The sequence below is a fragment of the Streptomyces sp. NPDC001339 genome (assembly GCF_042895955.1).
Lineage (GTDB): Bacteria > Actinomycetota > Actinomycetes > Streptomycetales > Streptomycetaceae > Streptomyces.
In genome coordinates, this window is sequence record NZ_JBIAWT010000013.1 from 128,344 (window position 1) to 150,263 (window position 21,920).

Annotated in this window: 16 protein-coding genes; 2 read left to right on the forward strand and 14 right to left on the reverse strand. The window is 71.8% G+C overall.

The features are described 5' to 3' along the window. Positions 1-66 precede the first annotated feature (66 nt). Both lysX and ACFY12_RS30885 read right to left on the reverse strand, forming a co-directional pair. The gene (gene lysX, locus ACFY12_RS30880; RefSeq protein ID WP_390719234.1) at positions 67-3,387 is read right to left on the reverse strand and encodes a bifunctional lysylphosphatidylglycerol synthetase/lysine--tRNA ligase LysX; all 3,321 of its coding nucleotides are present in this window, start codon (positions 3,385-3,387) and stop codon (positions 67-69) included. A 26-nt stretch (positions 3,388-3,413) separates the two neighbouring features. Further along, positions 3,414-4,331, reverse strand: coding sequence for an Ig-like domain-containing protein (locus ACFY12_RS30885; RefSeq protein ID WP_390719235.1), 918 nt, complete (start codon positions 4,329-4,331; stop codon positions 3,414-3,416). A gap of 241 nt (positions 4,332-4,572) precedes the next feature. Here ACFY12_RS30885 and ACFY12_RS30890 point away from each other — a divergent pair, with 241 nt between their 5' ends. Then, positions 4,573-4,767, forward strand: coding sequence for a hypothetical protein (locus ACFY12_RS30890; protein WP_066934301.1), 195 nt, complete (start codon positions 4,573-4,575; stop codon positions 4,765-4,767). Between the two features lie 9 nt (positions 4,768-4,776). Here ACFY12_RS30890 and ACFY12_RS30895 read toward each other — a convergent pair whose 3' ends face one another. From ACFY12_RS30895 to xylB, 5 genes are all read right to left on the reverse strand, one after another. Continuing rightward, positions 4,777-6,009 (reverse strand): phosphodiester glycosidase family protein, encoded by a 1,233-nt coding sequence (locus ACFY12_RS30895; protein WP_390719236.1) that lies wholly within the window; start codon positions 6,007-6,009, stop codon positions 4,777-4,779. 234 nt (positions 6,010-6,243) lie between these two features. After that, positions 6,244-6,948, reverse strand: coding sequence for an N-acetylmuramoyl-L-alanine amidase (locus tag ACFY12_RS30900; RefSeq protein ID WP_390719237.1), 705 nt, complete (start codon positions 6,946-6,948; stop codon positions 6,244-6,246). A 182-nt stretch (positions 6,949-7,130) separates the two neighbouring features. Further along, positions 7,131-8,549, reverse strand: a complete 1,419-nt coding sequence (locus ACFY12_RS30905; RefSeq protein WP_390719238.1) for a family 2B encapsulin nanocompartment shell protein — start codon at positions 8,547-8,549, stop codon at positions 7,131-7,133. A 103-nt stretch (positions 8,550-8,652) separates the two neighbouring features. Next, entirely contained in the window at positions 8,653-10,068 is a 1,416-nt protein-coding gene (locus ACFY12_RS30910) for a family 2B encapsulin nanocompartment shell protein (RefSeq protein ID WP_390719286.1), read from the reverse strand. 248 nt (positions 10,069-10,316) lie between these two features. Next, positions 10,317-11,747, reverse strand: coding sequence for a xylulokinase (gene xylB, locus ACFY12_RS30915; RefSeq protein WP_390719239.1), 1,431 nt, complete (start codon positions 11,745-11,747; stop codon positions 10,317-10,319). A 205-nt stretch (positions 11,748-11,952) separates the two neighbouring features. On the opposite strand from xylB, the gene ACFY12_RS30920 reads away from it, so the two are divergent. Then, the gene (locus ACFY12_RS30920; RefSeq protein ID WP_390719240.1) at positions 11,953-12,768 is read left to right on the forward strand and encodes a hypothetical protein; all 816 of its coding nucleotides are present in this window, start codon (positions 11,953-11,955) and stop codon (positions 12,766-12,768) included. A gap of 86 nt (positions 12,769-12,854) precedes the next feature. Here ACFY12_RS30920 and ACFY12_RS30925 read toward each other — a convergent pair whose 3' ends face one another. From ACFY12_RS30925 to ACFY12_RS30955, 7 genes are all read right to left on the reverse strand, one after another. Beyond that, positions 12,855-13,715: an amino acid ABC transporter ATP-binding protein gene (locus ACFY12_RS30925; RefSeq protein ID WP_390719241.1), complete on the reverse strand. Its 861-nt coding sequence runs from the start codon at positions 13,713-13,715 to the stop codon at positions 12,855-12,857. A 5-nt stretch (positions 13,716-13,720) separates the two neighbouring features. Next, positions 13,721-14,506 (reverse strand): amino acid ABC transporter permease, encoded by a 786-nt coding sequence (locus ACFY12_RS30930; RefSeq protein WP_390719242.1) that lies wholly within the window; start codon positions 14,504-14,506, stop codon positions 13,721-13,723. 11 nt (positions 14,507-14,517) lie between these two features. Beyond that, a complete protein-coding gene (locus ACFY12_RS30935; protein ID WP_390719243.1) occupies positions 14,518-15,333 on the reverse strand; it encodes an ABC transporter substrate-binding protein in 816 nt (271 codons plus the stop codon). A 256-nt stretch (positions 15,334-15,589) separates the two neighbouring features. Next, positions 15,590-16,525 (reverse strand): homocysteine S-methyltransferase, encoded by a 936-nt coding sequence (mmuM, locus tag ACFY12_RS30940; RefSeq protein WP_390719244.1) that lies wholly within the window; start codon positions 16,523-16,525, stop codon positions 15,590-15,592. A 43-nt stretch (positions 16,526-16,568) separates the two neighbouring features. Then, complete coding sequence (locus tag ACFY12_RS30945; RefSeq protein ID WP_390719287.1) at positions 16,569-17,456, reverse strand: YceI family protein; 888 nt, start codon at positions 17,454-17,456, stop codon at positions 16,569-16,571. 171 nt (positions 17,457-17,627) lie between these two features. Next, on the reverse strand, positions 17,628-18,941 hold the full coding sequence (locus ACFY12_RS30950) for an SWF or SNF family helicase (RefSeq protein ID WP_390719245.1): 1,314 nt from the start codon (positions 18,939-18,941) through the stop codon (positions 17,628-17,630). Then, positions 18,938-21,844: a DEAD/DEAH box helicase gene (locus ACFY12_RS30955; protein WP_390719246.1), complete on the reverse strand. Its 2,907-nt coding sequence runs from the start codon at positions 21,842-21,844 to the stop codon at positions 18,938-18,940. Before ACFY12_RS30955 ends, ACFY12_RS30950 begins: the two co-directional genes overlap by 4 nt. Positions 21,845-21,920: the final 76 nt, after the last annotated feature.

Consider the following 21,920-nt stretch of genomic DNA (forward strand, 5'->3'; position numbering starts at 1 on the left):
AGCCGGCACGACGACGGCCCCGCACCCACCTGAGGGTGGGTACGGGGCCGCTCGGTATGCGCTCCGTCAGCGCCGTCGCACCAAGGGGAACGGCAGCGTCTCGCGGATCGACAGGCCCGTCAGGAACATCACCAGCCGGTCCACGCCGATGCCCAGACCACCGGTCGGCGGCATCGCGTACTCCAGGGCCTGGAGGAAGTCCTCGTCCAGCTCCATCGCCTCCGGGTCACCGCCGGCCGCCAGCAGCGACTGCGCGGTGAGCCGGCGGCGCTGCTCGACCGGGTCGGTCAGCTCCGAGTAGGCGGTGCCCAGTTCGGTACCGAACGCGACCAGGTCCCAGCGCTCGGCGAGCCGCGGGTCCTTGCGGTGCTGCCGGGTCAGCGGCGAGACGTCGGTGGGGAAGTCCTTGTAGAAGGTGGGCAGCGTGGTCTTCTCCTCGACCAGCCGCTCGTACATCTCCAGCACGATGTCGCCGCGGCCCATGTCCGGCCGGACCGGCACCGACGACGCGTGGCACAGCCGGCGCAGGGCGTCCGGGCCGGTGTCCGCGTCGACCTCCTCGCCGAGCGCCTCGGAGATCGCCCCGTAGACGGTCTTGACCGGCCAGATCCCCGAGATGTCGTGCTCGACCAGCCGGCCCTTCGCGTCCGCCTTACGGGCGGTGGCGCTGCCGAACGCGGCGATCGCCGCACCCTGGATCAGCTCCCGGGTCAGGTCGAGCATCACGTCGTAGTCGGCGAACGCCTGGTACGCCTCCAGCATCGTGAACTCGGGGTTGTGCTTGTAGGAGATGCCCTCGTTGCGGAAGGTCCGCCCCATCTCGAAGACCTTCTCCATACCGCCCACGCACAGCCGCTTGAGGTACAGCTCCGGTGCGATGCGCAGGTACAGGTCGAGGTCGTAGGCGTTGATGTGGGTGTGGAACGGGCGGGCGTTGGCGCCACCGTGGATCTGCTGCAGCATCGGGGTCTCGACCTCGAGGTAGCCGCGGTCGATCAGCCCCTGGCGCAGCGCCTGTACGGCCGTGCTGCGGGCCCGCAGGTTGTCCCGGGCGTCCGTCGAGACGACCAGGTCCACATAGCGCTGGCGGACCTTGGCCTCCGGGTCGGACAGGCCGCGCCGCTTGTCCGGCAGCGGACGCAGGCACTTGGCCGTCAGCCGCCACTGCGTGACGAACACGGTCAGCTCACCGCGGTCACTGGTGCCGATCTCGCCCTCGGCCTCGACGTGGTCACCGAGGTCGACGTCCGCCGCGAAGCGGGCCAGCGTCTCGGGGCCGCTGTCGTCCCGGGTCAGGGCGATCTGCAGATCGCCCGACCAGTCCCGGAGCACCGCGAAGAGCACCCCGCCATGGTCCCGGGTGAGCAGCACCCGGCCGGCGATGCTGACGCTCTTGCCGGTACGCGTCCCCGGCTCCAGGTCCGGGTAGTCCTCGCGGACCTCGCCCAGAGTGTGCGTACGCTCCACGCCCACCGGGTACGGGTCGGTGCCCTCCTCGCGCAGCCGCTCCAGCTTGCGGTGGCGCACCTGTACCTGCTCGGGCAGCGCCGCCAGCTCCTGCTCGCGGAGCTCCTCCTCGGTGGCCGGTGCCGCCTGCACCAGGCCGAGCTCGTCCAGCGACGGCAGACCGGCCGTGCTCGCCGGGGCCAGCACCTTCCGCTTCCGGTGGCCCTTGCCCCACAGCTTGCCCAGGCTCGGTACGGCCACGAAGCCCTCGGCGATACCGGAGCCCAGGGCGATCCGGGCCAGTGCGCCGGCGTCCGCGTAGCACAGGAACCGCGGGTACCACTCCGGGGCGTACTTGGCGTTGGAGCGGTAGAGCGCCTCCAGCTGCCACCACTTGGAGAAGAAGAGCAGCAGCCGGCGCCAGACCTTCAGCACCGGGCCGGCGCCGATCCGGGCGCCCTCCTCGAAGGCGGAGCGGAACACCGCGAAGTTCAGCGAGATCCGCCGTACCCCGAGCGACCCGGCCTGGGCGCACAGCCGGGCCACCATGAACTCCATGACGCCGTTGGGCGCGCTGCGGTCGCGGCGCATCACATCGAGCGAGATGCCGTCCTTGCCCCAGGGGACGAAGGAGAGCAGCGCGATCATGTTGCCGTCGCCGTCGAACGCCTCGGCCAGCAGGCACTCCCCGTCCTCCGGGTCGCCCAGCCGGTCCAGCGCCATCGAGAAGCCGCGCTCGGTCTCGGTGTCCCGCCAGGCGTCCGCCCGGTGGATGACCTCCTGCATCTCCTCGTCGGTCAGCTCGGAGTGGCGCCGTACGCGGAAGGTCGCGCCGGCCCGCTCGACGCGGTTGACGGCCTGGCGGGTGACCCGCATCTCCCGGCCGTCCAGGTCGAAGTCCTTCACGTGCAGGATCGCTTCGTCGCCGAGCTGCAGCGCACCCAGCCCGCAGCGGGCGAACGCCTTGGCGCCGCTCTCGCTGGCGCCCATCACGGCCGGCTGCCAGCCGTACCGTCCGGCGACCTCCAGCCAGGCCTCGATCGCCTGCGTCCACGCCTCACGGTCACCGACCGGGTCACCGCTGGCCAGGCAGACACCGGCCTCGACCCGGTAGGTGACGGCGGCCTTGCCGCTGGGGGAGAAGACCACGGCCTTGTCCCGGCGGGTGGCGAAGTAGCCGAGCGAGTCCTGGCTGCCGTAACGGTCCAGCAGGGCCCGGATCCGGGCCTCCTCGTCGCCGTGCAGCGCGGCTTCCATGCGCTGCGAGCGGAACAGCGCGGCCGCGGCGTTCAGCAGGGCCAGCAGGCCCAGCAGACCCAGGACGGTGCCGATCCAGTGGGGCGGATGCCCCTCGAACTCGTGGTTGCTGACCAGTCCGCCGCAGACGCTGTTGGCGGCCCACAGCAGCCGGTCGCCACCGCCGGCCTTGAGCGTGCCCGGCACCAGCGCGACCAGACCCCAGCCGATCAGCACCGCCGCGGCCAGCCCGCCGGCCAGGACACCGATGGCCCGCAGGAACGCGCCGCGCCGGGTGATCGCGTAGAACTCGCGGTGCGAGACCAGCAGCAGCACCAGCAGACCGGCGCTCAGCACCAGCGAGAAGGTGTACTCCCGGTACCCGTCGGCCACGAACAGCGCGTCCGCGAGGATGACCAGCCCCATGTAGGCCGCGAGGAACCACAGCGCCACGCGTTTGCGGGCGGTCAGCGCCGCGGCGAGGAGAAAGCAGAACGCCGCATAGGCGAAGTTGGTCGCCACCGGGATGGTGAGCGTGTCCAGCCAGTACGTCACCGGGTGGAGTGCGCGCCGGAGGGGCCCGATCAGCGCCGTCAGGGCGCAGTAGAGCCCCAGCGTGCTGAAGATGATGGCGAAGCCATTGGGGACGCGGCGCTGGAAGCGCCGCCACCCCGTGAGTTGATCCTGGTCCTGCACGGTGCTCATTCCGTCACACTAGGGTCTGAAAGGGGTCAGCTGCTCGACGTGAGGGCGCTGTTTTGCCGGGGGAGGGACCGGCTGACAATCCAGTCTCCGATCCCGGTGGTCCGATCGCCGTTCCCTTGTAGGGAGGAAGATCGTAGAGATGACGCGGTGACCTGGGTCCGGTCGCCCTCGTGGACCTTGCCACAATCCCGCGCCGCGGCCGAGTCGGGGCAACTCCGGCCGATGAGGAAATTGAGGTGGTAATCCTTCGCGAAATAGCGGCCGCCGCCGGAGTCCACCCCGTTGAGATCCGCCCGCAGCGTGAGCCTCGTGCCCGGTTTCGACGGCTTCGCGGGCCGCCAGTCCACCCGGTCCTTGCCGCTGTCGTCCCTGACCCAGGTCCACGAGCCGGCCACCCGGCCGTCGGCGGTGAGGGTCAGGTTCCGCTCCACCGTGGCGCGGTCGGTCACCGGGAAGTCGAAGGTGATCGTGATCGGCCGGTCGGGGGCGATCACCGCGCCCTGCGACCCGGGGTCGATGACCAGTTTGTTCAGCTTCTGTGCCTTCCCCGTGATCACCGACTCCTTGATCGCGCCGAGGCCGCCGCGCGGGTCCTTCGTTCGGGCGACGACGGAGTACTTGGTGTCCGGCGCGGCCTTCGCGCTGGACGTCCAGACGGCGCCGCCGTCGCCGAGTCCGCCCGGCAGCTGCCGGCCCTGGGGATCGGTGACCGTCACCCCCGTCAGCACCCCGCCCTCGGCGGTCACCTTGAGGTTGTCACCGGCCTGGACCGTCCGGGTCCCGTCCGCCGCGCCCAGCGCCACCTTCACCTGGCCGGTCGCGGACGCCGCCGACGCGCCGCCGCCGCACGCGGTGAGCGCCCCGACCCCGATCACCGGGATCAGGGCGAGGGCGGCACACGCCGGCCGGGGAGGCCGACGGCGGGGGACGAGGGTCTGGGGCATGAGGGCTTTCCGTGTGGCGTGGAGGAGGGCGGTGATGTCGGTCGCTAAGACGGACGATCCGCATGCTCCGTTGCGGGGAGTGATGTGATCCACGTCACTATTGGAGGTGCCGCCGTGGTCGGTGACGCGCAGTAAACCCCCAAATGGAGCATAAAGCATCGAACTGGCTATACATCGACATACGCCAAAATGGCCACGCATTGCCGTCCGTTCGGGCGGCGGTTGAGGAGGAGTGCGTCCCGTGGCTGTTTCCATCTCGGTCGTGCTGCTGCTGGTGATCCTTACGGCGATCTTCCTGCGCAGCGGAAAACTCAAGGTCTCGCACGCCCTGGTGTGCGCGCTGCTCGGCTTCTACCTGGCGAGCAGCAGCCTCGCCCCCGACATCCACCAGGGCTTGGCCGGCGCCGCCAAGATGGTGAGCAGCGTCCGTCCGTGACCCCTGGCGTCAGAGCCGTGAACCCTCCAGTGGTCTCCCGGGGGAGAAGACGCCGACGGCATTGGGCACCGGCCGCTCCGCCCCGCCCGACGGATGGTTGCGTACCGTGATCCCGCCGCCGTCCCCGTCGTCGGTCACCAGCGTCGAGGACCCGCCACCGTCCAGATTCACCGCGTCCCGCGCACCCAGCTCGTCCATCAGCTCCGCGAGCTCCCGCACCGTCAGGCCGGTCCGGCCCTGACCGAGCGCCCCGTCCAGCGCCAGCAGGTACAGCACCCGGCCGCCGTCCCCGATCCCCGCGGACGTCCGCACGGCCACCGTGACGGTGTCCAGTCCGGCCACCGGCTCGGCGTCCCGCACGATCGGGAAGCCGCCGACCGCGAACCGCAGCGGGGCCGGTCCTCGGCCGACCAGCCGGTAGCCCACCCGCACCGGCTCGCCGACGTGCAGCGCGCGCAGCCGCCGGGCGCCCTCCTCCCGGCCCACCAGCACCACGCTCCCCCGAGCCACCCCGCCGGCGCCCGGCAAGCCGCCGACCGCCACCACCCGGCCGTACCGGACCGTCACCTCCGCGGTGTCCGGGCTGCACGGCGCCGCCCGGTCGGAGTCCGTACCGCAGGTGGCGCGCATCCGGGACGCCGGGCCCCACCGCGCGGTGTACGCGCCGATGCCGTCCACGGGCAGCGCGTACTGGTTCACCCCGCTCAGCGGCAGCATGCCCTCCGGGGCCAGCACCACGCCGCGCAGCGTCAGCCGGTCCAGCCGGGCCCGGTGGTCCGCACCGACGCCGAGGACGTCCTCGGTGGTCGCGCCGGGCGGCATGACCGGTCCGAACCGCTGCCCGTCGGGCACTGCGCCCTTCAGCTGCCGCCCCGAGGCCACCGCCGGGCCCACCGGTGCGCCGGTCGCCTCCACGCCCGGGTGCTGGCGCTCGTCGATGTTGAAGAAGTCGCCGTTCACGGCCGCCACCGCACCGCTCGCCGCCGCCAGGACGGACACCGGTGAGCGCGCGCCGACCGCGCCCGGATACAGCAGGTCCACCGAGACCCGTGGCTCGGTGAGGTCGACCGTCAGCAGATGCCCGTGCACGACACCGCGCGGCACCGTCATCAGGAATGCGCCGTACGTCACACCGGGCGCCACCGTCACGGCGCCCGAGCGGTGCAGGACGGAGGCCGCGGCAGCCGGCGCCCCGCCGGCCGTCCCGGCGCCGGCCAGCACCAGCCAGGCCACCCATACCATCAGCGCCGCACGAACCCGACCGCCTCGCCGCTTCACAAGCCCCCCTGACGTCACATCAACTGCCCTATTTACCCGGGAAGTTCATCCGCGCCGCACGCGCTCCGTTCACGTCACCGTCCTGCCACGTCACTGTCCCGCGTCACTGTGGAGGGGAGGTGCCGGGCAGCTGTACATCCGCGGAACGGCGGTGGTGTCACCGGGCGCCGCTCCCGCCAAGGCCGCCGGTGCGGCCCCCTACCTCCGGCGGCCTGCCCGCTCTCGCGTGCTGCTCGCGGGCGGCGTGTCGAACGCGTCGAGCTCGGCGTCCATTTCGAACTGCCAGGAGCTCTCGCGGACCAGGTGCAGATAGCGCCCCCAGTCCCAGAATTCGCCCGGGTCGGTGTGGGTGCTGCCGGGGACCTCGATGTGGCCGATGATGTGCTCGCGGTCCTTGGGGATTCCGTAGCGGTCGCAGATGGCGGCGGTGAGCCGGGCGGAACGCCGGTAGAGCGACGTGGTGAACCACGTCGGGTCATCGATCCAGCCCTCGTGCTCGATGCCGATGCTGTGGGTGTTGTAGCCCCAGTTGCCGGCGTGCCAGGCGATATCCCGTTCCCGGACGCACTGGGCGATGTGGCCGTCGGCGGACCGTACGACGTAGTGGGCGCTCGCCCGGTGCGAGGGGTTCCGGAACAGCCTGAGGGTGTCCCGGTAGGTCTCCTGTGTCACATGCACCACGACCTTCTCGATCGGGTGCTGCTTCGGGCGGTGGGCGACGGTGTAGTTGGACGGGCTCGCCGGGATCCACTGGGCGTGGGGATAGGCGCCGCCGCCGCGTGGCCGCCGCTGCGGAGCGGCAGCGGCGGTGGCCGTGAGGGGGGTGAGCGCGGCGGAGGCGGCCAGCACGGCGGCGCCGGTGATCAGACGCCGACGGGCCGGGTGGGGGTGGGAAGGAGCCATCGGTCTCCTCGCGGGGGACATACCGGGTTTACCCGGTTTCGCTTCCCCGAACTATGGTATTTTAATCCCCCTTAAGGGCCGTTCTGATGAGTCGTCAAGCCATCAGGACGCCACCCGGCCGCCGTGCCCGCCGCCATGACGGCGCATCACGGACCTGGCAGCCGGGCGTACGGCCCGGAATGTCAGCGGCCGACCTCCACGTCCTCCAGGATGCCCAGTGCGTCCGGCACCAGCACGGCCGCCGAGTAGTAGGCGCTGACCAGGTACTGGATGACGGCCTGGTCATTGATGCCCATGAAGCGTGCCGAGAGCCCCGGCCGGTACTCGTCCGGAATGCCGGTCTGGTGCAGTCCGATGACGCCCTGGTTCTCCTCGCCGACCCGCAGCGCGAGGATCGAGCTGGTCTGGTCCGCGGTGACCGGGATCTTGTTGCACGGCAGCAGGGGAATGCCCCGCCAGGCCCGTACCGTGGAGCCCTCGAACTCCACGGTGCTCGGGTAGACGCCCCGGGCGTTCCACTCCCGTCCGATCGCCGCGATGGTGCGCGGATGCGCCAGCAGGAACTGCGTCTTGCGGCGCCGGGAGATCAGCTCGTCGAGGTCGTCGGGGGTGGGCGGGCCGCTTCGGGTGCGGATGCGCTGCTTGAGGTCGGCGTTGTGCAGCAGCCCGAATTCGGGGTTGTTGATCATCTCGTGTTCCTGGCGCTCGCGCAGCGCCTCCACGGTCAGCCGGAGCTGCTGGTCCAGCTGGTTCATCGGGCCGTTGTAGAGGTCCGCGACCCGCGAGTGCACCTTGAGTACGGTCTGCGCGACGCTGAGTTCGTACTCCCGCGGCGTCAGGTCGTAGTCGGCGAAGGTGCCCGGCAGAATCGGTTCGCCGACATGACCCGCGGCCAGCTCGATGGCCGCCTCGCCGTACTTGTTCTGCGCCGGTACTTGCGCCGCCGCCGTACGGAATTCCTCGATATGCGCCCGCAGGGAGGCGGAGTCGCCGAGCACCGCTTCGAAGTCGCTGCGGTAGAGGGTCAGCGCCGTCACCCGGGTCACGGCCCGTACGGAGTGCTCCCACTCCGCGTCGGACGACAGCAGGGCCGCCGCGCCGATGGCGTCACCGTCGGCCAGCGTCCCCAGGGACGTTTCTTCTCCGTACCTGCCGGTGCCGGTACGGTCCAGCTTGCCGTGCGCGATCAGGACGACCCGGTCCGTGGGCCCGCCCGCCCGGGCCAGTACGTCGCCGGGGGCGAACTCCCGCTGGACGAAGCGGCCGGCCAGGGCTTCCAGCGCCGCGGTGTCGTCGTAGCCGCGCAGCGGCGCCAGCTCCCGCAACTGCTCAGGGATGACCCGGACTTCGGAACCGGTCGAGACGAACTCGATCCGGCCGTCGCCGAGGGTGTGGGTGAGCCGGCGGTTGACGCGGTACGTACCGCCGGAGACCTGGGTCCAGGGCAGGACGCGCAGCAGCCAGCGGGAGGAGATCCCCTGCATCTGCGGCACGCTCTTGGTCGTGGTCGCCAGTTTGCGGGCGGCCGAGGTGTCCAGGCTGGAACGGTTCTGCGCGATCCCGGGGTGCGGGACGGACGTCGGGTCCACCGATGTGGTCATGTGGGAGGCTCACCTGTTCTGTCGGTGCGGTGCGGTGCGGTGCCGTGCGGTGCCGTGCGTGCGGTGCGTGGTGCGTGCGAATACGTACTGCCGTGGGGCCGGGTCAGTGCCCGATCTGTACGTCCTCGAGAATTCCCAGTGCGTCGGGCACGAGAATGGCCGCCGAAAAGTAGGTACTGACGAGGTATTTGACGATCGCCCGGTCATCGACCCCCATATAGCGCACCGAGAGGCTCGGCTCGTATTCATCGGAAATTCCGGTCTGGTGCAGACCGACCACTCCCTGGTTCTCCTCGCCGGTGCGGAGCAGCAGAATCGAGCTGGTCCGCTGCTTCGTCACCGGAATCTTGTTGCACGGGAAGATCGGCACTCCGCGCCAGGACGGCAGCGAATGCCCCATGAAATCCACCGCGGTCGGATACAGTCCGCGCACACTGCACTCCCGGCCGATCGCGGCGATCGTCTGCGGATGGGCGAGCAGAAAGCCCGGGTCCTTCCAGACCGTCGCGAGCAGCTCGTCGAGGTCGTCGGGGGTGGGCGGGCCGCTGCGGGCGTGGACGCGCTGCCGGAGGTCGGCGTTGTGCAGCAGCCCGAATCCGGGGTTGTTGATCATCTCGTGTTCCTGGCGCTCGCGCAGCGCCTGGATCGTGAGCTTCAGCTGCTCCTCGACCTGGTTCATCGGGTCGTTGTAGAGGTCGCCGACCCGGCTGTGGGTGCGCAGGACGGTCTGCGCGACGCCGAGTTCGTACTCCCGCGGCCTCGCGTCGTAGTCGACGAAGGTGCCGGGCAGTGACGGTTCGCCGTGGTGGCCGGAGGCGACCGCGACCGCCGACTCGCCGGCCTCGTTCGCCGGGCGTGCGGCGGCGCTCCGCTCGACCGACGCCAGATGCTCGCGCAGCCCGGGGGACCGGTCGACAATCTCCTGGGCGGTCTGCCGGGACAGTGACAGCACGGTCACCCGGGTCACCGCGCGATAGCTGAACCGCCACGTCCCCCCGGTGGTGGTGAGCGGACCGTCGCCCAGGCGGTCACCGCCGGCCAGCGCTTTGACGGTGGTCTCCGCGTCGTACTTGCCCGCGCCGATACGGTCCACCCGGCCGTGCACGATCAGTACCAGCCGGTCGTCCGGCGTACCGGCCTCGGCGATCAGCTCGCCGGGTGCGTACTCGTGCTGGGTGAACCGCCGGCCGAGCGCCGCGAGCACCTCGGTGTCGGTGAAGTCCCGTAGGGCGGGCAGTTCTCGTAGCTCGTCCGGGATGATCGAGGCATCGGTGCCGTTGATGTCGAAGTCGATACGCCCGTCCCCCACGATGTAGGCGAGCCGGCGGTTCACCCGGTATGTGCCGCCGGACACCTGCACCCAGGGCAGCAGCCGCAGCAGCCAGCGGGACGTGATGCCCTGCATCTGCGGCGGGGTTTTGGTGGTGGTCGCCAAATTCCGTGCGGCGCCGGTGCTCAGACTGGAATTCTGGAATTCTTCCGCACTGCCGGGCAGCGATTCATCGATAATGGTCACAATATGGCCCATCTCCTCGAAGGTGCATATCGGCCTGCGCGCCCGGAAACTTTGACTCGGCAAAGTTCCGCAGCAGCCGAACTGACCGTAGTGGCACTCTTTTTATCGACACAATCGCTCGATGGAGTGGCATGGAGGTAATGTCCCGCGGGAAGGTTTAGCGGAACCAGGACGGGGGAGAGTGTGCCGGGGCGCGGGACCGCTCCACCGGGTGCCGGCATCTGCCCGGCAGCCGCCCGACGCCCCCGCGGTCACCGCCGTAGCAGCGCCGCCCCGTCGGTGAGCGTCGCCGCCAGCCGCTCCCAGGCCGCCCCGTCCCGTTCCACGGAGCCGTACTCCGCACCCCGCGCGGTGCCCCAGCGGCGCGCCACCGCCGCCGGATCCTCGCCCAGCAGCAGCCCCGCCGCCTGCGCGGCCGCGCCGAGCGCCACCAGCTCCTGGGCCTCCGGCACCACCACCGGGCGGCCGGAAAGCCGGCGCACGGTCTCCCGCCAGGCCGCTCCCTTCGCCCCGCCGCCGATCAGCAGCAGCGGTGCGTCGGCCGGGGTGCCCGCGTCCAGCACCCGTTCCAGGGCGGCCAGCAGCGCGAACACCGCACCGTCGTACGCGGCCTGGAGCAGCTGGCCGGCCGTGGTGTCGTGCCGCAGCCCGTGCACCAGCCCCGAGGCCCGGGGCAGATTCGGCGTCCGCTCCCCGTCGAGGAACGGCAGCATCACCACCGTGCCACCCGCCTCCACGGCCTCGCGGCCGCGGCCGAGCAGGGCCGCCACCCGGTCCACGGCGAGCGTGCAGTTCAGGGTGCAGGCCAGTGGCAGCCAGTCGCCCCGGGCGTCGGCGAAGCCGGCGACGGTACCGGTCGGATCGGCGGGCCGGAGCGTGGAGGCCGCATAGACCGTCCCCGAGGTGCCCAGGCTCAGCACCGGCTGCCCCGGGCGCAGGCCCAGGCCGAGCGCCGCCGCCATGTTGTCGCCGGTGCCCGCGGCCACCAGCGCGCCCTTCGGCAAGGGCAGCTCATCGGCGTGCACGGTCCCGGCCGCCTCACCCGGCCGCGCGACCCGGGGCAGCGCCGCGGGGTCGAGCCCGACGTGTGCCAGGACCTCCGTGTCGTAGGACTCGGTGGCGGACGCCCACCAGCCGGTCCCCGACGCATCGCCGCGATCGGTGACGGCTTCGCCGGTCAGCCGCTCGGTGAGGTAGTCGTGCGGCAGCCGGACCGCTGCGGTGGCGTCGGCAGCGGCCGGCTCGTTCGCCCGCAGCCAGGCCCACTTGGCGACCGTGAACGCCGGTGGCGGCACGCTTCCGATCCGCTCCGCCCAGGCCTCGGCGCCGCCGAGCTCCGCGATCAGCCGCTCGCTCTGAGGCGCCGGCCGTACGTCGTTCCACAGGATGGCCGGGCGGACCGGCGCACCCGTCGCGTCCAGCACGACCAGCCCGTGCTGCTGCCCGGCGACGGACACCGCCGAGACCTGCCGCACCGCGTCCCCGCACCGCGCCAGCGCCTCACCCAGCGCCCGCCACCACTGCCGGGGGTCGGTCTCCTTGGCCGCGCCGCCGCTGACCGGGTGCGGTGCCTGCCCCCGGGCGATGACCGCGCCGGTCTCCGCGTCGACGACGAGTGTCTTGGTGGACTGCGTCGAGCTGTCCACCCCGACGACGAGCGGTCCCGCTGCCTGTGCGCCCATCGTGCGTCTCCCTCGGCGGCCGGTGTCCATGGTCGGTGTCCAGGTTTCCCGGGTGTGCTGCCGCATGGTAGCCGTGACCGCGACGGATGGTATGGATGGCGAGGACGGACATTTCAGACGTGAAATGTTCCATCTTGGTCACCAAGTCCCGCCGAGACCGTCAACACGTCCCGCAGGCCTCCGCGAAGAAGCGATCATTTGCGCCATGAGCTTTCCTCCGCCTCCGCCGTCCCACCAGCCGAATCAGCCGAACCAGCCGCCCCACAACGCTTCGGGTGGTTTCGGCCCGCCGGTCGGTGGATACGGTCCGCCCCCGGGCGGCGGCCAGGCGACCGGAGGTTTCGGCCCGCCGGCGGGCGGCTACGGTCCGCCGGGACCGGGCGGACCAGCCGGCCCCGGCGGCTGGCAGGCGCCTCCGCCCGGCCCGCCCGGCGGAGGCGGCAACGGCAAGGTCATCGCGGCGATCATCGGCGGCGGCGCGGTCGTCCTCGCCGCCGTCATCACCGTCATCGTGATGGTCAACAGCGGCGACGACAGCACCAACCGCGCCCAGCCGTCGTCCAGTTCGAGCGCCACGGCGAGCACGTCCGCCACGCCCTCCGCCTACCCGTCGTCCCCTGGGCCGTCCGCCGGCCGCGACGACGAGACCAGTGGGCCGACGCCCTCCAGCAGCACGATCCCCTTCTACCGGCTGCGGGCGGGCGACTGTTTCGACCGCCCGGTCGACGGCAGCGGTAAGAACACGGCGATGTCCTGCGACGGCCCGCACGACGCCGAGGTCGTCACCACCCACCAGCTGGAGTCCGGTCTGACGACCCAGTCCGAGATCCAGCGCAAGGCGGCGTCGCTGTGCCTCGGCGATCTGCAGCGCAAGGCGGCACGGCAGCCCGCGGGGACCGCCGAGGGCAGCTACTACCAGTTCCCCACGGTCGACAGCTACCAGTTCGGCACCAGGTTCGTCAGCTGCAGCCTGATGGCCGACCGGACCGGCACCAAGAAGCTCACCAAGCCGCTGTCCTGAGCCGGACGGCCGGCACGGTCGCCGGTGCTCCGCTGTCCGCAGACGGCTGCTCCGCCGTCCGCGGGCGACTCTGATCACCGAACGCGTCAGGGCCGCCCGTCGCCCGGCGGCCGGCCCACCGGCTCACCGTCGTCGGCCCCGTCGGCCCCGTCCGCCCCGCTCACTCCGGCCCCCGCCGGATCCAGCACCCGGGCCAGAAAGGTCCTGGTCCGCTCGTGCCGAGGGGCGCCCACCACCTGCTCCGGGGTGCCCTCCTCGACGATCACCCCACCGTCCATGAACACCACACGGTCGGCCACCTCCCGCGCGAAGCTCATCTCATGGGTGACGACCAGCATTGTCATCCCGTCCCGTGCCAGCCCGCGCATCACCGCCAGGACGTCACCGACCAGTTCGGGGTCGAGGGCCGAGGTCGGCTCGTCGAACAGCATCAGCTCGGGGTCCATGGACAGCGCACGGGCGATCGCCACCCGCTGCTGCTGCCCGCCGGACAGCTGCGCCGGATAGGCCGACGCCTTGTCGTTCAGCCCGACCCGCGCCAGGTTGGCTCGGGCGATCCGTGCCGCCTCGGTGTGGTCGCGGCGCAGTACCCGTCGCTGAGCGAGCGTGAGGTTCTGCAGCGCGGTCAGATGCGGAAAGAGGTTGAAGGCCTGGAAGACCATCCCGATCCGCCGCCGGACCCGGTCGATGTCGACATCGGGGTCGGTGACCTCGGTGCCGGCCACCGTGACCCGGCCCGCGCTCGGCTCCTCCAGCAGATTCACACAGCGCAGCAGCGTGGACTTACCGGAACCCGAGGGTCCTATGACGCACACCACCTCACCGCGCGCCACCGAGAAGTCGATCCCGCGCAGTACCTCCAGTTCACCGAAGGCCTTGCGCAGGCCCCGTACCTCGATGGCCGGTGCGTCCCCGGCGGCTGCCGTGTCTGCCTTGTCCGTCGCCATACCGGTCACCTGGCCTTCGCGGTACGTGCTTCCAGCCGCCGGACCAGCTGGCCCAGCGGGAGGGTGATCACGAGGTAGAGCAGCCCGGCGATGAGAATCGGCGTCAGGCTCTTGTGCTCATTGAGCGCGTCCCGGCCGAAGTTGGCCAGCTCGAACTGGTGGAGCGCCAGACCCAGCAGATACACCAGCGAGGAATCCTTGGTCAGCAGGATCAGTTCATTGGTCAGCGGTGGCAGCACGATACGGAAGGCCTGCGGAATGACGACCGAAACCATGGCGCGACCGTGCGACATCCCCAGGGAACGTGCCGCTTCCAGCTGCCCCTTGGGCACCGCCTGGATTCCGGCGCGAATCGTCTCCGCCATATACGCCGCGCCCACCAGGCCGAGTGAGAGCATCACCGTGACATCCATGTCGAGCGCGACTTCGAATGCCAGCGGAACGCCGAAGCCCAGCGCGATGAAAACCAGCAGTGCGGGAACTCCGCGGAAGAACTCGATATAGGTGATGGCGATCCAGCGGTACGGCGGCACCGACGACAGCCGCATCAGGGCCAGCACCAGCCCCAGCGCCAGGCCGAACCCGAAGCCGAGCAGGGTATAGCGGACGGTATTGACCAGGGCCGTGGTGATGACGTCGGGGAAGAGAGCCTTGGCGACCTCGATGTCGAAGAACGCGGTCAGCAGCCGGTGCCAGTCGGCGACCAGCGCCAACGTCACCACGGCGACGACCAGAACGCCGTACTGCACGCCGCGGAACACCCGCGCGCGCTGTCGTCTGGAGAGCGGCATGGGTACCGGCCTCAGCGCTGCGCAGTGGTGCCGAACCATTTCTTGTGGAGCCGATCGTAACTCCCCTCCGACCTGGCCTTCTTGATGACCTCATTGATCTTTTTACGCAGTGCTTCATTGCCCGTACGGACGGCGAAGCCATACCGTTCACCGGTGTCGAACTCCGCCGTCACCGTGGTATCCGGGTTCTCCTTCACATAGTCGAACAGGACGCCGTTGTCATTGATTCCGGCCTCGACCTGGCCGGACTTCACAGCGGTCAGCAGCAGCCCCAGATCCTCGAACTCCACCAGCTCGACGCCCTGGCCGTGCTTCTTGGCGTAGACACCGCCGGTGGTGGCCTTCTGATATCCGAGCTTCCTGCCCTTGAGGTCCTCGACCTTCCGGTAATTCCTGCCCGGTTTCGTCAGCAGCGCCTGGGTCGCGTCGAAGTACGGGTCGGAGAAATCCATCACCTTGTCGCGGGCGGGCGTGATGGTCATGCCCGCGGCGGCCAGATCGCATTTGCGGATGGTGAAGTCCTGGCCGGTCTCGATGCCCTCGAACGGGGTATTGACGATCTCCTGCCGGACGCCCAGATCCTTGGCGACCAGGTCGATGAGGTCCACGTCGAATCCGACGACCTTGCCGCCCTTCTTCACCTGGAACGGCGCATACGGAAGGTGGGTGCAGGTTGTGAGTGTTCCGGCGGAGACCAGTTCCAGACCACCGGAACCTTGCTTCCCGGCGGACCCGGCGGACCCGGCGGATGTGGTGGCGCTGCACCCCGCCAGGACGGTGAGAGCCGCGGCGACGGCTATGACGGGCAACGCGGAGCGAGCGGACACTGGTCCTCCAGGACAGGACGACGATCAACCGAAGCCGTACATCAAGATCAACCAAGCCGTGCGTACTGCGAGTTGGCTGCATCCTGCCACCGGCCAGGGGTGTTGACTCCGACCTGTCGGTTGCGTCTGTGTAACGCCTCAGACCTGCGTACGGCTCCGAGCGTCGGCCCAAGTACAGGCCCCGCACCGGCCCCGCTCCGGCCCCGGGTGACGACGCCGAACCGAGCCCGCCTCCGGTCCCGTCCCTGGGACCCCGTCAGCGTCCGAGGACGGCCGCGAGTTCCGCGATGGTCTCCGGACCCACCCGGCAGCAGCCGCCGATGAGCCGGGCGCCGTCCGCGGCCCAGCCCGCGACCCGGTCCGCGCTGAACGCCGGGCTGCCACACCACGCCCGGGCCTTCGGGTCCCAGCGCTCCCCGCTGTTCGGGTAGACCACCACCGGTTTGCCGGTGACCTCTGCCGCCAGGCGCACCGCCCGGTCCGCATCCTCCGGTGCGCAGCAGTTCGCCCCCACCGCGATGACCTCGTCCGCCTCCGCAGCCAACGCGAACGCCTCCGCCAGCGGCTGCCCGGCCCGGGTACGGTCTCCCGCGATGCTGTACGACAGATACGCCGGCACGCCGAGGCCGCGCACCGCCCGCAGCAGAGCCCGCGCCTCATCGGCGTCCGGCACCGTCTCCAGCGCCAGTACGTCCGGGCGCGCCGCGGCCAGCACTTCCAGACGCGGCCGGTGGAACCGTTCCAGCTCCGCCACCGACAGGCCGTACCGGCCGCGGTACTCGGAGCCGTCCGCCAGCATCGCCCCGTACGGCCCCGCCGACGCGGCGACGTACAACGGGCCGGCGGCCCGGCCCGCCGACGCCCGCCGGGCCGCCTCGCGCGCCAGCTCCACGCTCCGGCCGAGCAGCGCCGCGGCCTCCGCCTCGCCGATACCGCGCCGCGCGAAGCCCTCGAACGTCGCCTGATAGCTGGCGGTGATCGCGACCTGCGCCCCCGCCTCGTAGTACGCCAGATGCGCCTGTGCGACGGCCTCCGGTTCCTCGGCCAGCAGCCGGGCCGACCACAGGGCATCGCCCAGGTCGTGCCCGGCGGCCTCCAGTTGGTTGGACAGCCCGCCGTCGAGGACGACCGGGCCCGCGGCGAGGGCGTCGGCGAGTGAGGGCCGGGCGGGGGAGGACATAGTGCCGGTCATGCGCGAACCTCTCGTCCCGGACGGCCGTCGCCGGGCCCGGTCGCTACCGGGCGGCGGACTCCCCGGCCGGTACCGCCTGGATGTCCATTTCGATCCGCATCGTAGCGCCGATGGCAGCGATGCCCCGGCTCAGCAGCTTGTGGTAGTCCAGTGTGAAGTCCTGGCGGTGCAGCTCGGTCGTGGCCGTGCACGCCGTGCGGGTCTCGCCGAACATGCCGGTGCCGAGGCCCATGTAACGGGTGTCCAACTGGACGGAGCGGCTGACGCCGTGCAGATGCAGCACGCCCTGCACCGACCAGCGGCTGCCGCCCTTGTGCACGAAGCGTTCGCTGACGAACTGGATGGCGGGGTAGGCGGCGACGTTCAGGAAGTCCTTGGAGCGGAGGTGCTCGTCGCGCATCTTCACGCCCGAGTCGATGCTGGCGGCGTCGATGCTCACCTCGACCCGCGAGTCCGCCATCCGCTCGCCGATCCACAGGGCGCCCTCGAAGCGGTTGAACCGGCCGTGGATCTCGGCCATCCCGATGTGCCGGGCGCTGAAGCGGATGGAGGTGTGGTCCGGATCGATCCGCCAGTGCCCGGCCGCGGGCGTCGGCGGCGCGGGCGCGAGATCCAGCGCGACCGGCCGCAGCGGGGTCCGCTCCCCCTCGATGACCTGGCACCTCACACGCTGCGGCTGAAAGCCGTCGGAGGTGATGACGAGCTGGTACTCACCGGGCATCAAGGTGGCGCCGAACATGCCGTGGGGGTCGGACTGGCCGCGCATCACCTCCTGCCCCTCCCGGTCGCGTACGGCGATCTCGGCGCCGGTCATCGGCAGGCCGACGGGGTCGTGGACGGTCAGGTCCACGGCTCCGGCACCGCGGGGTACGGGGCGCTGGGTGCCGCGGAGCGCGCGGTCGCGGCGGCGGAGCAGGAACGCGAACGCCATATGCAGAACGGGCCTCTCGGTCAGTTGGGACAACAGGTACATCCTGCCATTGGTCCAGACCACATCTGTCATCGGCTGCCGATAGGGCGGCAGACGTGACATTCGTCGCTTCGTTCGCGCCCTCGCTGCCGGCAGACGAGGGGCGCCCCTCGGGGAGGGGCGCCCCATGCGTCAGCTCTCGTCCAGCAGCACGGCCAGCGCGCCGGCCGGATCCTCGTCGGCCGGGCCCGCCGGAACCCACTGTCCGCGCTCCTCGCGGTAGGGCCACCACCGCCCGTCCCGCCCGTAGCGCAGCTGCGCCGAACCGCCGTACAGCGTCCACCGATTGCCCTGCTCGCGCAGCGGCGGCCGGGACTCCTCCGCGCCCCAGACGGCCGCCAGTCGGGCCGTGGCACGGGCCAGCGTCACCGCGTCCGGCATCCACTCCTCGTCCAGTACGGCAAGGCCGGCCGCGCCGCCCTGCTCCCAGGCCCGTACGGCCGTCGCCAGCCCCCGGGAGCCGCGGTCCGAACCCGCTGCCAGGCGTGCCGCGATCCGCGCCTCGGGACCTGCGGCCGCCAGCCGTACCGCGTCCTGGGCAACCGTCAGCGGCGCGGGCACGGGGACATCCAGATGCCCCGGGGAGAGCGCGTCCGCCAGCAGCCGCTGGGCGCGTGCCGCCGCGTCACCGATCAGGAACTCCAGCGCGGGCACGTCCAGTCCGGGCGCGGGCGGGGTGCCGCCGCCGAGCGCCGGCGCGGTGCCCGGTGCGGTGACCGGCGGGGGCGGCGCGGGCAGCGGCGGCAGAACGTCGCGCGCCGCGTACGCCTCGGCGGCCGGCACACCCGCACCGGCCCGCCCGGCCCCCGCGCCTGCCGTGTCCCCCGCGCCGGCGGCCGCCTCCGCTCGTGCCGTGCTGCGCGCCTGGAGCTCGTCGAGCAGCTCCCGTTCCCCCCGTCCGCGCAACAGCAGCAGGACGAACGGGTCCTGGTCCAGCAGCCGCGCCACCTGATAGCAGAGCGCCGCCGAATGGGCGCAGTGGTCCCACGCCCCGCAACCGCACTCGGACTCCAGGTCGCCGATGCCCGGCAGCAGGTCGATCCCGGCGGCGGACGCGTCCTCGGCCAGCGCCGGCGGCACCTCGCGGTCCAGGAGCGCCGCGATATGCCCGGCCCGGTCCGCGACCAGGTCCAGGAAGCGGTCCCATTCCGCCGTCCCCAGCTGGTGCAGCAGCACATCGGACCGGTGCCGGGTGTGGTCCCGGTCCTGGACGATGGCGGTGATCCGGCCGGGGCGCACCGTCACCGCGCCGACCGCACCGGCCCGCGCGTGCCGTCGGCCCAGCTTCACCTGCGCCCCGTCGAGCGCGGAGTCCTCCAGCGCCTTCAGCCATGCCTGACCCCACCAGGTCCCCGCGAAGGCGCGCCCCCGGGCCGGCGGCAGCGCGGTGAACGTCCGCTCGGCCGGAGAGGTGTACGTGTACTCGTCGTCGAAGTGTCCGGTCATCGCTCGCTCCCTCGCAGTGCGACCAGGTCCGCCAGTTCGGCGTCGGTGAGTTCGGTCAGCGCGGCCTCGCCGGAACCGCCCAGCACCGCGTCCGCCAACTGCTGCTTACGGCGGAGGAGTTCGGCGATCCGGTCCTCGATCGTGCCCTCCGTGACGATCCGGTGCACCTGCACCGGCTGGGTCTGCCCGATGCGGTACGCGCGGTCGGTGGCCTGCGCCTCGACGGCCGGGTTCCACCAGCGGTCGAAGTGCACGACATGGGACGCCCGGGTGAGGTTCAGACCCGTACCGGCCGCCTTCAACGACAGCAGGAAGACGGGCACTTCGCCGTCCTGGAAGCACCGCACCATCTCCTCCCGCCGGGCCACGGGCGTCCCGCCGTGCAGGAGCTGGGTGGGCACCCCGCGTGCCGCGAGGTGGGCCTCCAGCAGCCGCGCCATCTGCACGTACTGGGTGAAGACCAGCACGCTCGCGCCCTCGGCGAGGAGGGTGTCCAGGAGCTCGTCGAGGAGTTCGACCTTCCCCGAGCGCCCGGGCACCCGCGGGTCGGCCTCCTTGAGGTACTGCGCGGGGTGGTTGCAGATCTGCTTGAGCGAGGTGAGCAGCTTGACCACCAGTCCACGGCGGGCGAATCCGTCCGTACCGGCGATCTCGTCGAGCCCTTCGCGCACCACCGCCTCGTACAGCCCCGCCTGCTCCTTCGTCAGTGTCACCGCGCGGTCGGTCTCCGTCTTGGGCGGCAGCTCCGGTGCGATCCCCGGATCGGACTTGCGGCGGCGCAGCAGGAACGGCCGGACCAGACGGGCCAGCCGCTCGGCCGCCGCGGCCGCCTCGGGGGACGCCGCCGGTCCGCCCTCGACGGCCTGCGCCCAGCGGCTGCGGAACCGGCCCAGCGGTCCCAGCAGTCCGGGCGTCGTCCAGTCCAGGATCGCCCACAGCTCCGACAGGTTGTTCTCCACCGGCGTTCCGGTCAGCGCCACCCGCGCCTTCGAGGGGACGGTCCGCAGCGCCTTGGCGGTCGCCGAGAACGGGTTCTTGACGTGCTGCGCCTCATCCGCGACCACCAGCCCCCAGCCCACCTCCGCCAGCTTCCCGGCGTCCAGCCGCATCGTTCCGTACGTGGTGAGCACGAACTCGCCGTCCGCCAGGCCGGCCAGGTCGCGCCGCCCGGCGTGGAAGCGGCGCACCGGCGTACCCGGTGCGAACTTCTCGATCTCCCGCTGCCAGTTGCCCATCAGGGAGGTGGGGCAGACGACGAGCGTGGGGCCGGCGGAGCCGGGATCGCCCTGCCGGTGCAGATGCAGTGCGATCAGCGTGATCGTCTTGCCGAGTCCCATGTCGTCGGCGAGACAGGCGCCCAGGCCCAGTGAGGTCATCCGGTGCAGCCAGCCGAGGCCGCGCAGCTGGTAGTCGCGGAGCGTCGCGGTGAGCGCCGCCGGCTGCCGGACGGGCGCGGCACTCTCCGGATCGGCGAGCCGGTCGCGCAGCCGGGCCAGCCGGCCGGAGGCCTGCACCGCCACCCGGCGGCCGTCCCCGTCCTCGACGCTCCCGGTCAGCGCCGCGCCCAGCGCGTCGAGCGGTGTGACCTCGCGGTCCCGGCGGTCCCGGGCGGCCCGTACCGCCTCCGGGTCGATCAGCACCCACTGGTCGTGCAGCCGCACCAACGGCCGCCCCGCCTCGGCGATCCGGTCCAGCTCCGCCTTGTCGACCTCCTGGCCGTCCACGGCGAACCGCCAGCTGAACGACAGCAGGGCATCGGCGGACAACAGGGAGGGCAGCCCGGACTCCGGCCCGTCGGGATCCCCGTCATCCGCCGGCCCCACCACCGCCCGGGCGGTGAGCGTGCGCGCGAGATCCTTCGGCCAGTGGACCCGTATCCCGGCGGCGGCCAGTGCACGGGAGGCCGGGCCGAGCAGTTCGGCGATCTCCTCGTCGGCGAGCTCCAGGGCATCGGGCACCGCCGCGGACAGCAGCGGGGTCAGCGGTGCCCAGGCAGCGGCGGCCCGGCGCAGGGTGAGCAGGGCGTCCATCCGCGCCTGCGGCCCGAACGCCTGCCCGGCCGGGGAGGTCCCCGCCCAGACCTCCGCGGCGTCCGCGACCAGCGTGGGGTCGGTGAGGCTGTGCAGCTGGAGGACCGCGTGGAACGCGGCCGCGGACTCGCCACCGGGGCCCGCGAGTTCGTCGGTCTCCGCCATCCCCTGCACCTCTACCCGCAGGGAGATCCGCACACCGGCGTCATGGCCCGCGGCGACGTCCGCCGCCCAGGCGCGCTGCGCGGGGATGTGCTGCGAGACGTGCGCCGCGAACGCCGGTCCGCCGGTGGCCAGCGCGGCGGCGGGGGAGCGCGGCAGCCCGTCCGCCACCGCGTCGAGGAAGTCCCGTAGGTGCCGTTCGGGGTCCGCCAGCTCCAGCGGGCCCGTTCCCGGGAGCGGGACGGCGTGTGCGTACGGGGGCATGGCGGCGGCGAGGTCCCGCAGCCGCTCGATGTCCGCCGGGTCGAGCGGACCCGCCCGCCAGGCGTCGAACCCGGCGGGGCTCACCCCGGGCAGCAGTCGGCCGCGTGCCGCCAGCTGGAGCGCGACTACGGACGCGGCTCCCCAGAAGGCCGCCGCCGGATGGGTGCCCGCCATGGTTCGCGCGCGGGTGAGCAGGGGGACCGCATCGGCGACGGACAGCTCCAGGGCCGGGACCTCGCACACCGAGACCCCGCCGCTCTCGTCCGGCACGACGACGTTCAGCCGTGTCACCTCCCCGGCGCCCCCGGAGAACGCCCCCACGGGCTCGCCATCCGGACGCCAGAAGGCGACGCGTCCGGTACGGGGCGGATCGGACGGCCGGAAGGCCACCGCACAGCGGGACGGCCCGGAGAGCCGAGCGGGTGTGACCACAGGGAGGGATGCCACGAGGTCCCGAACTCCTCAAGTTTGACTACTTGCGCCTGAACCGCCCGAGGGTACAGGACGGCACGCCGTGGGAGGG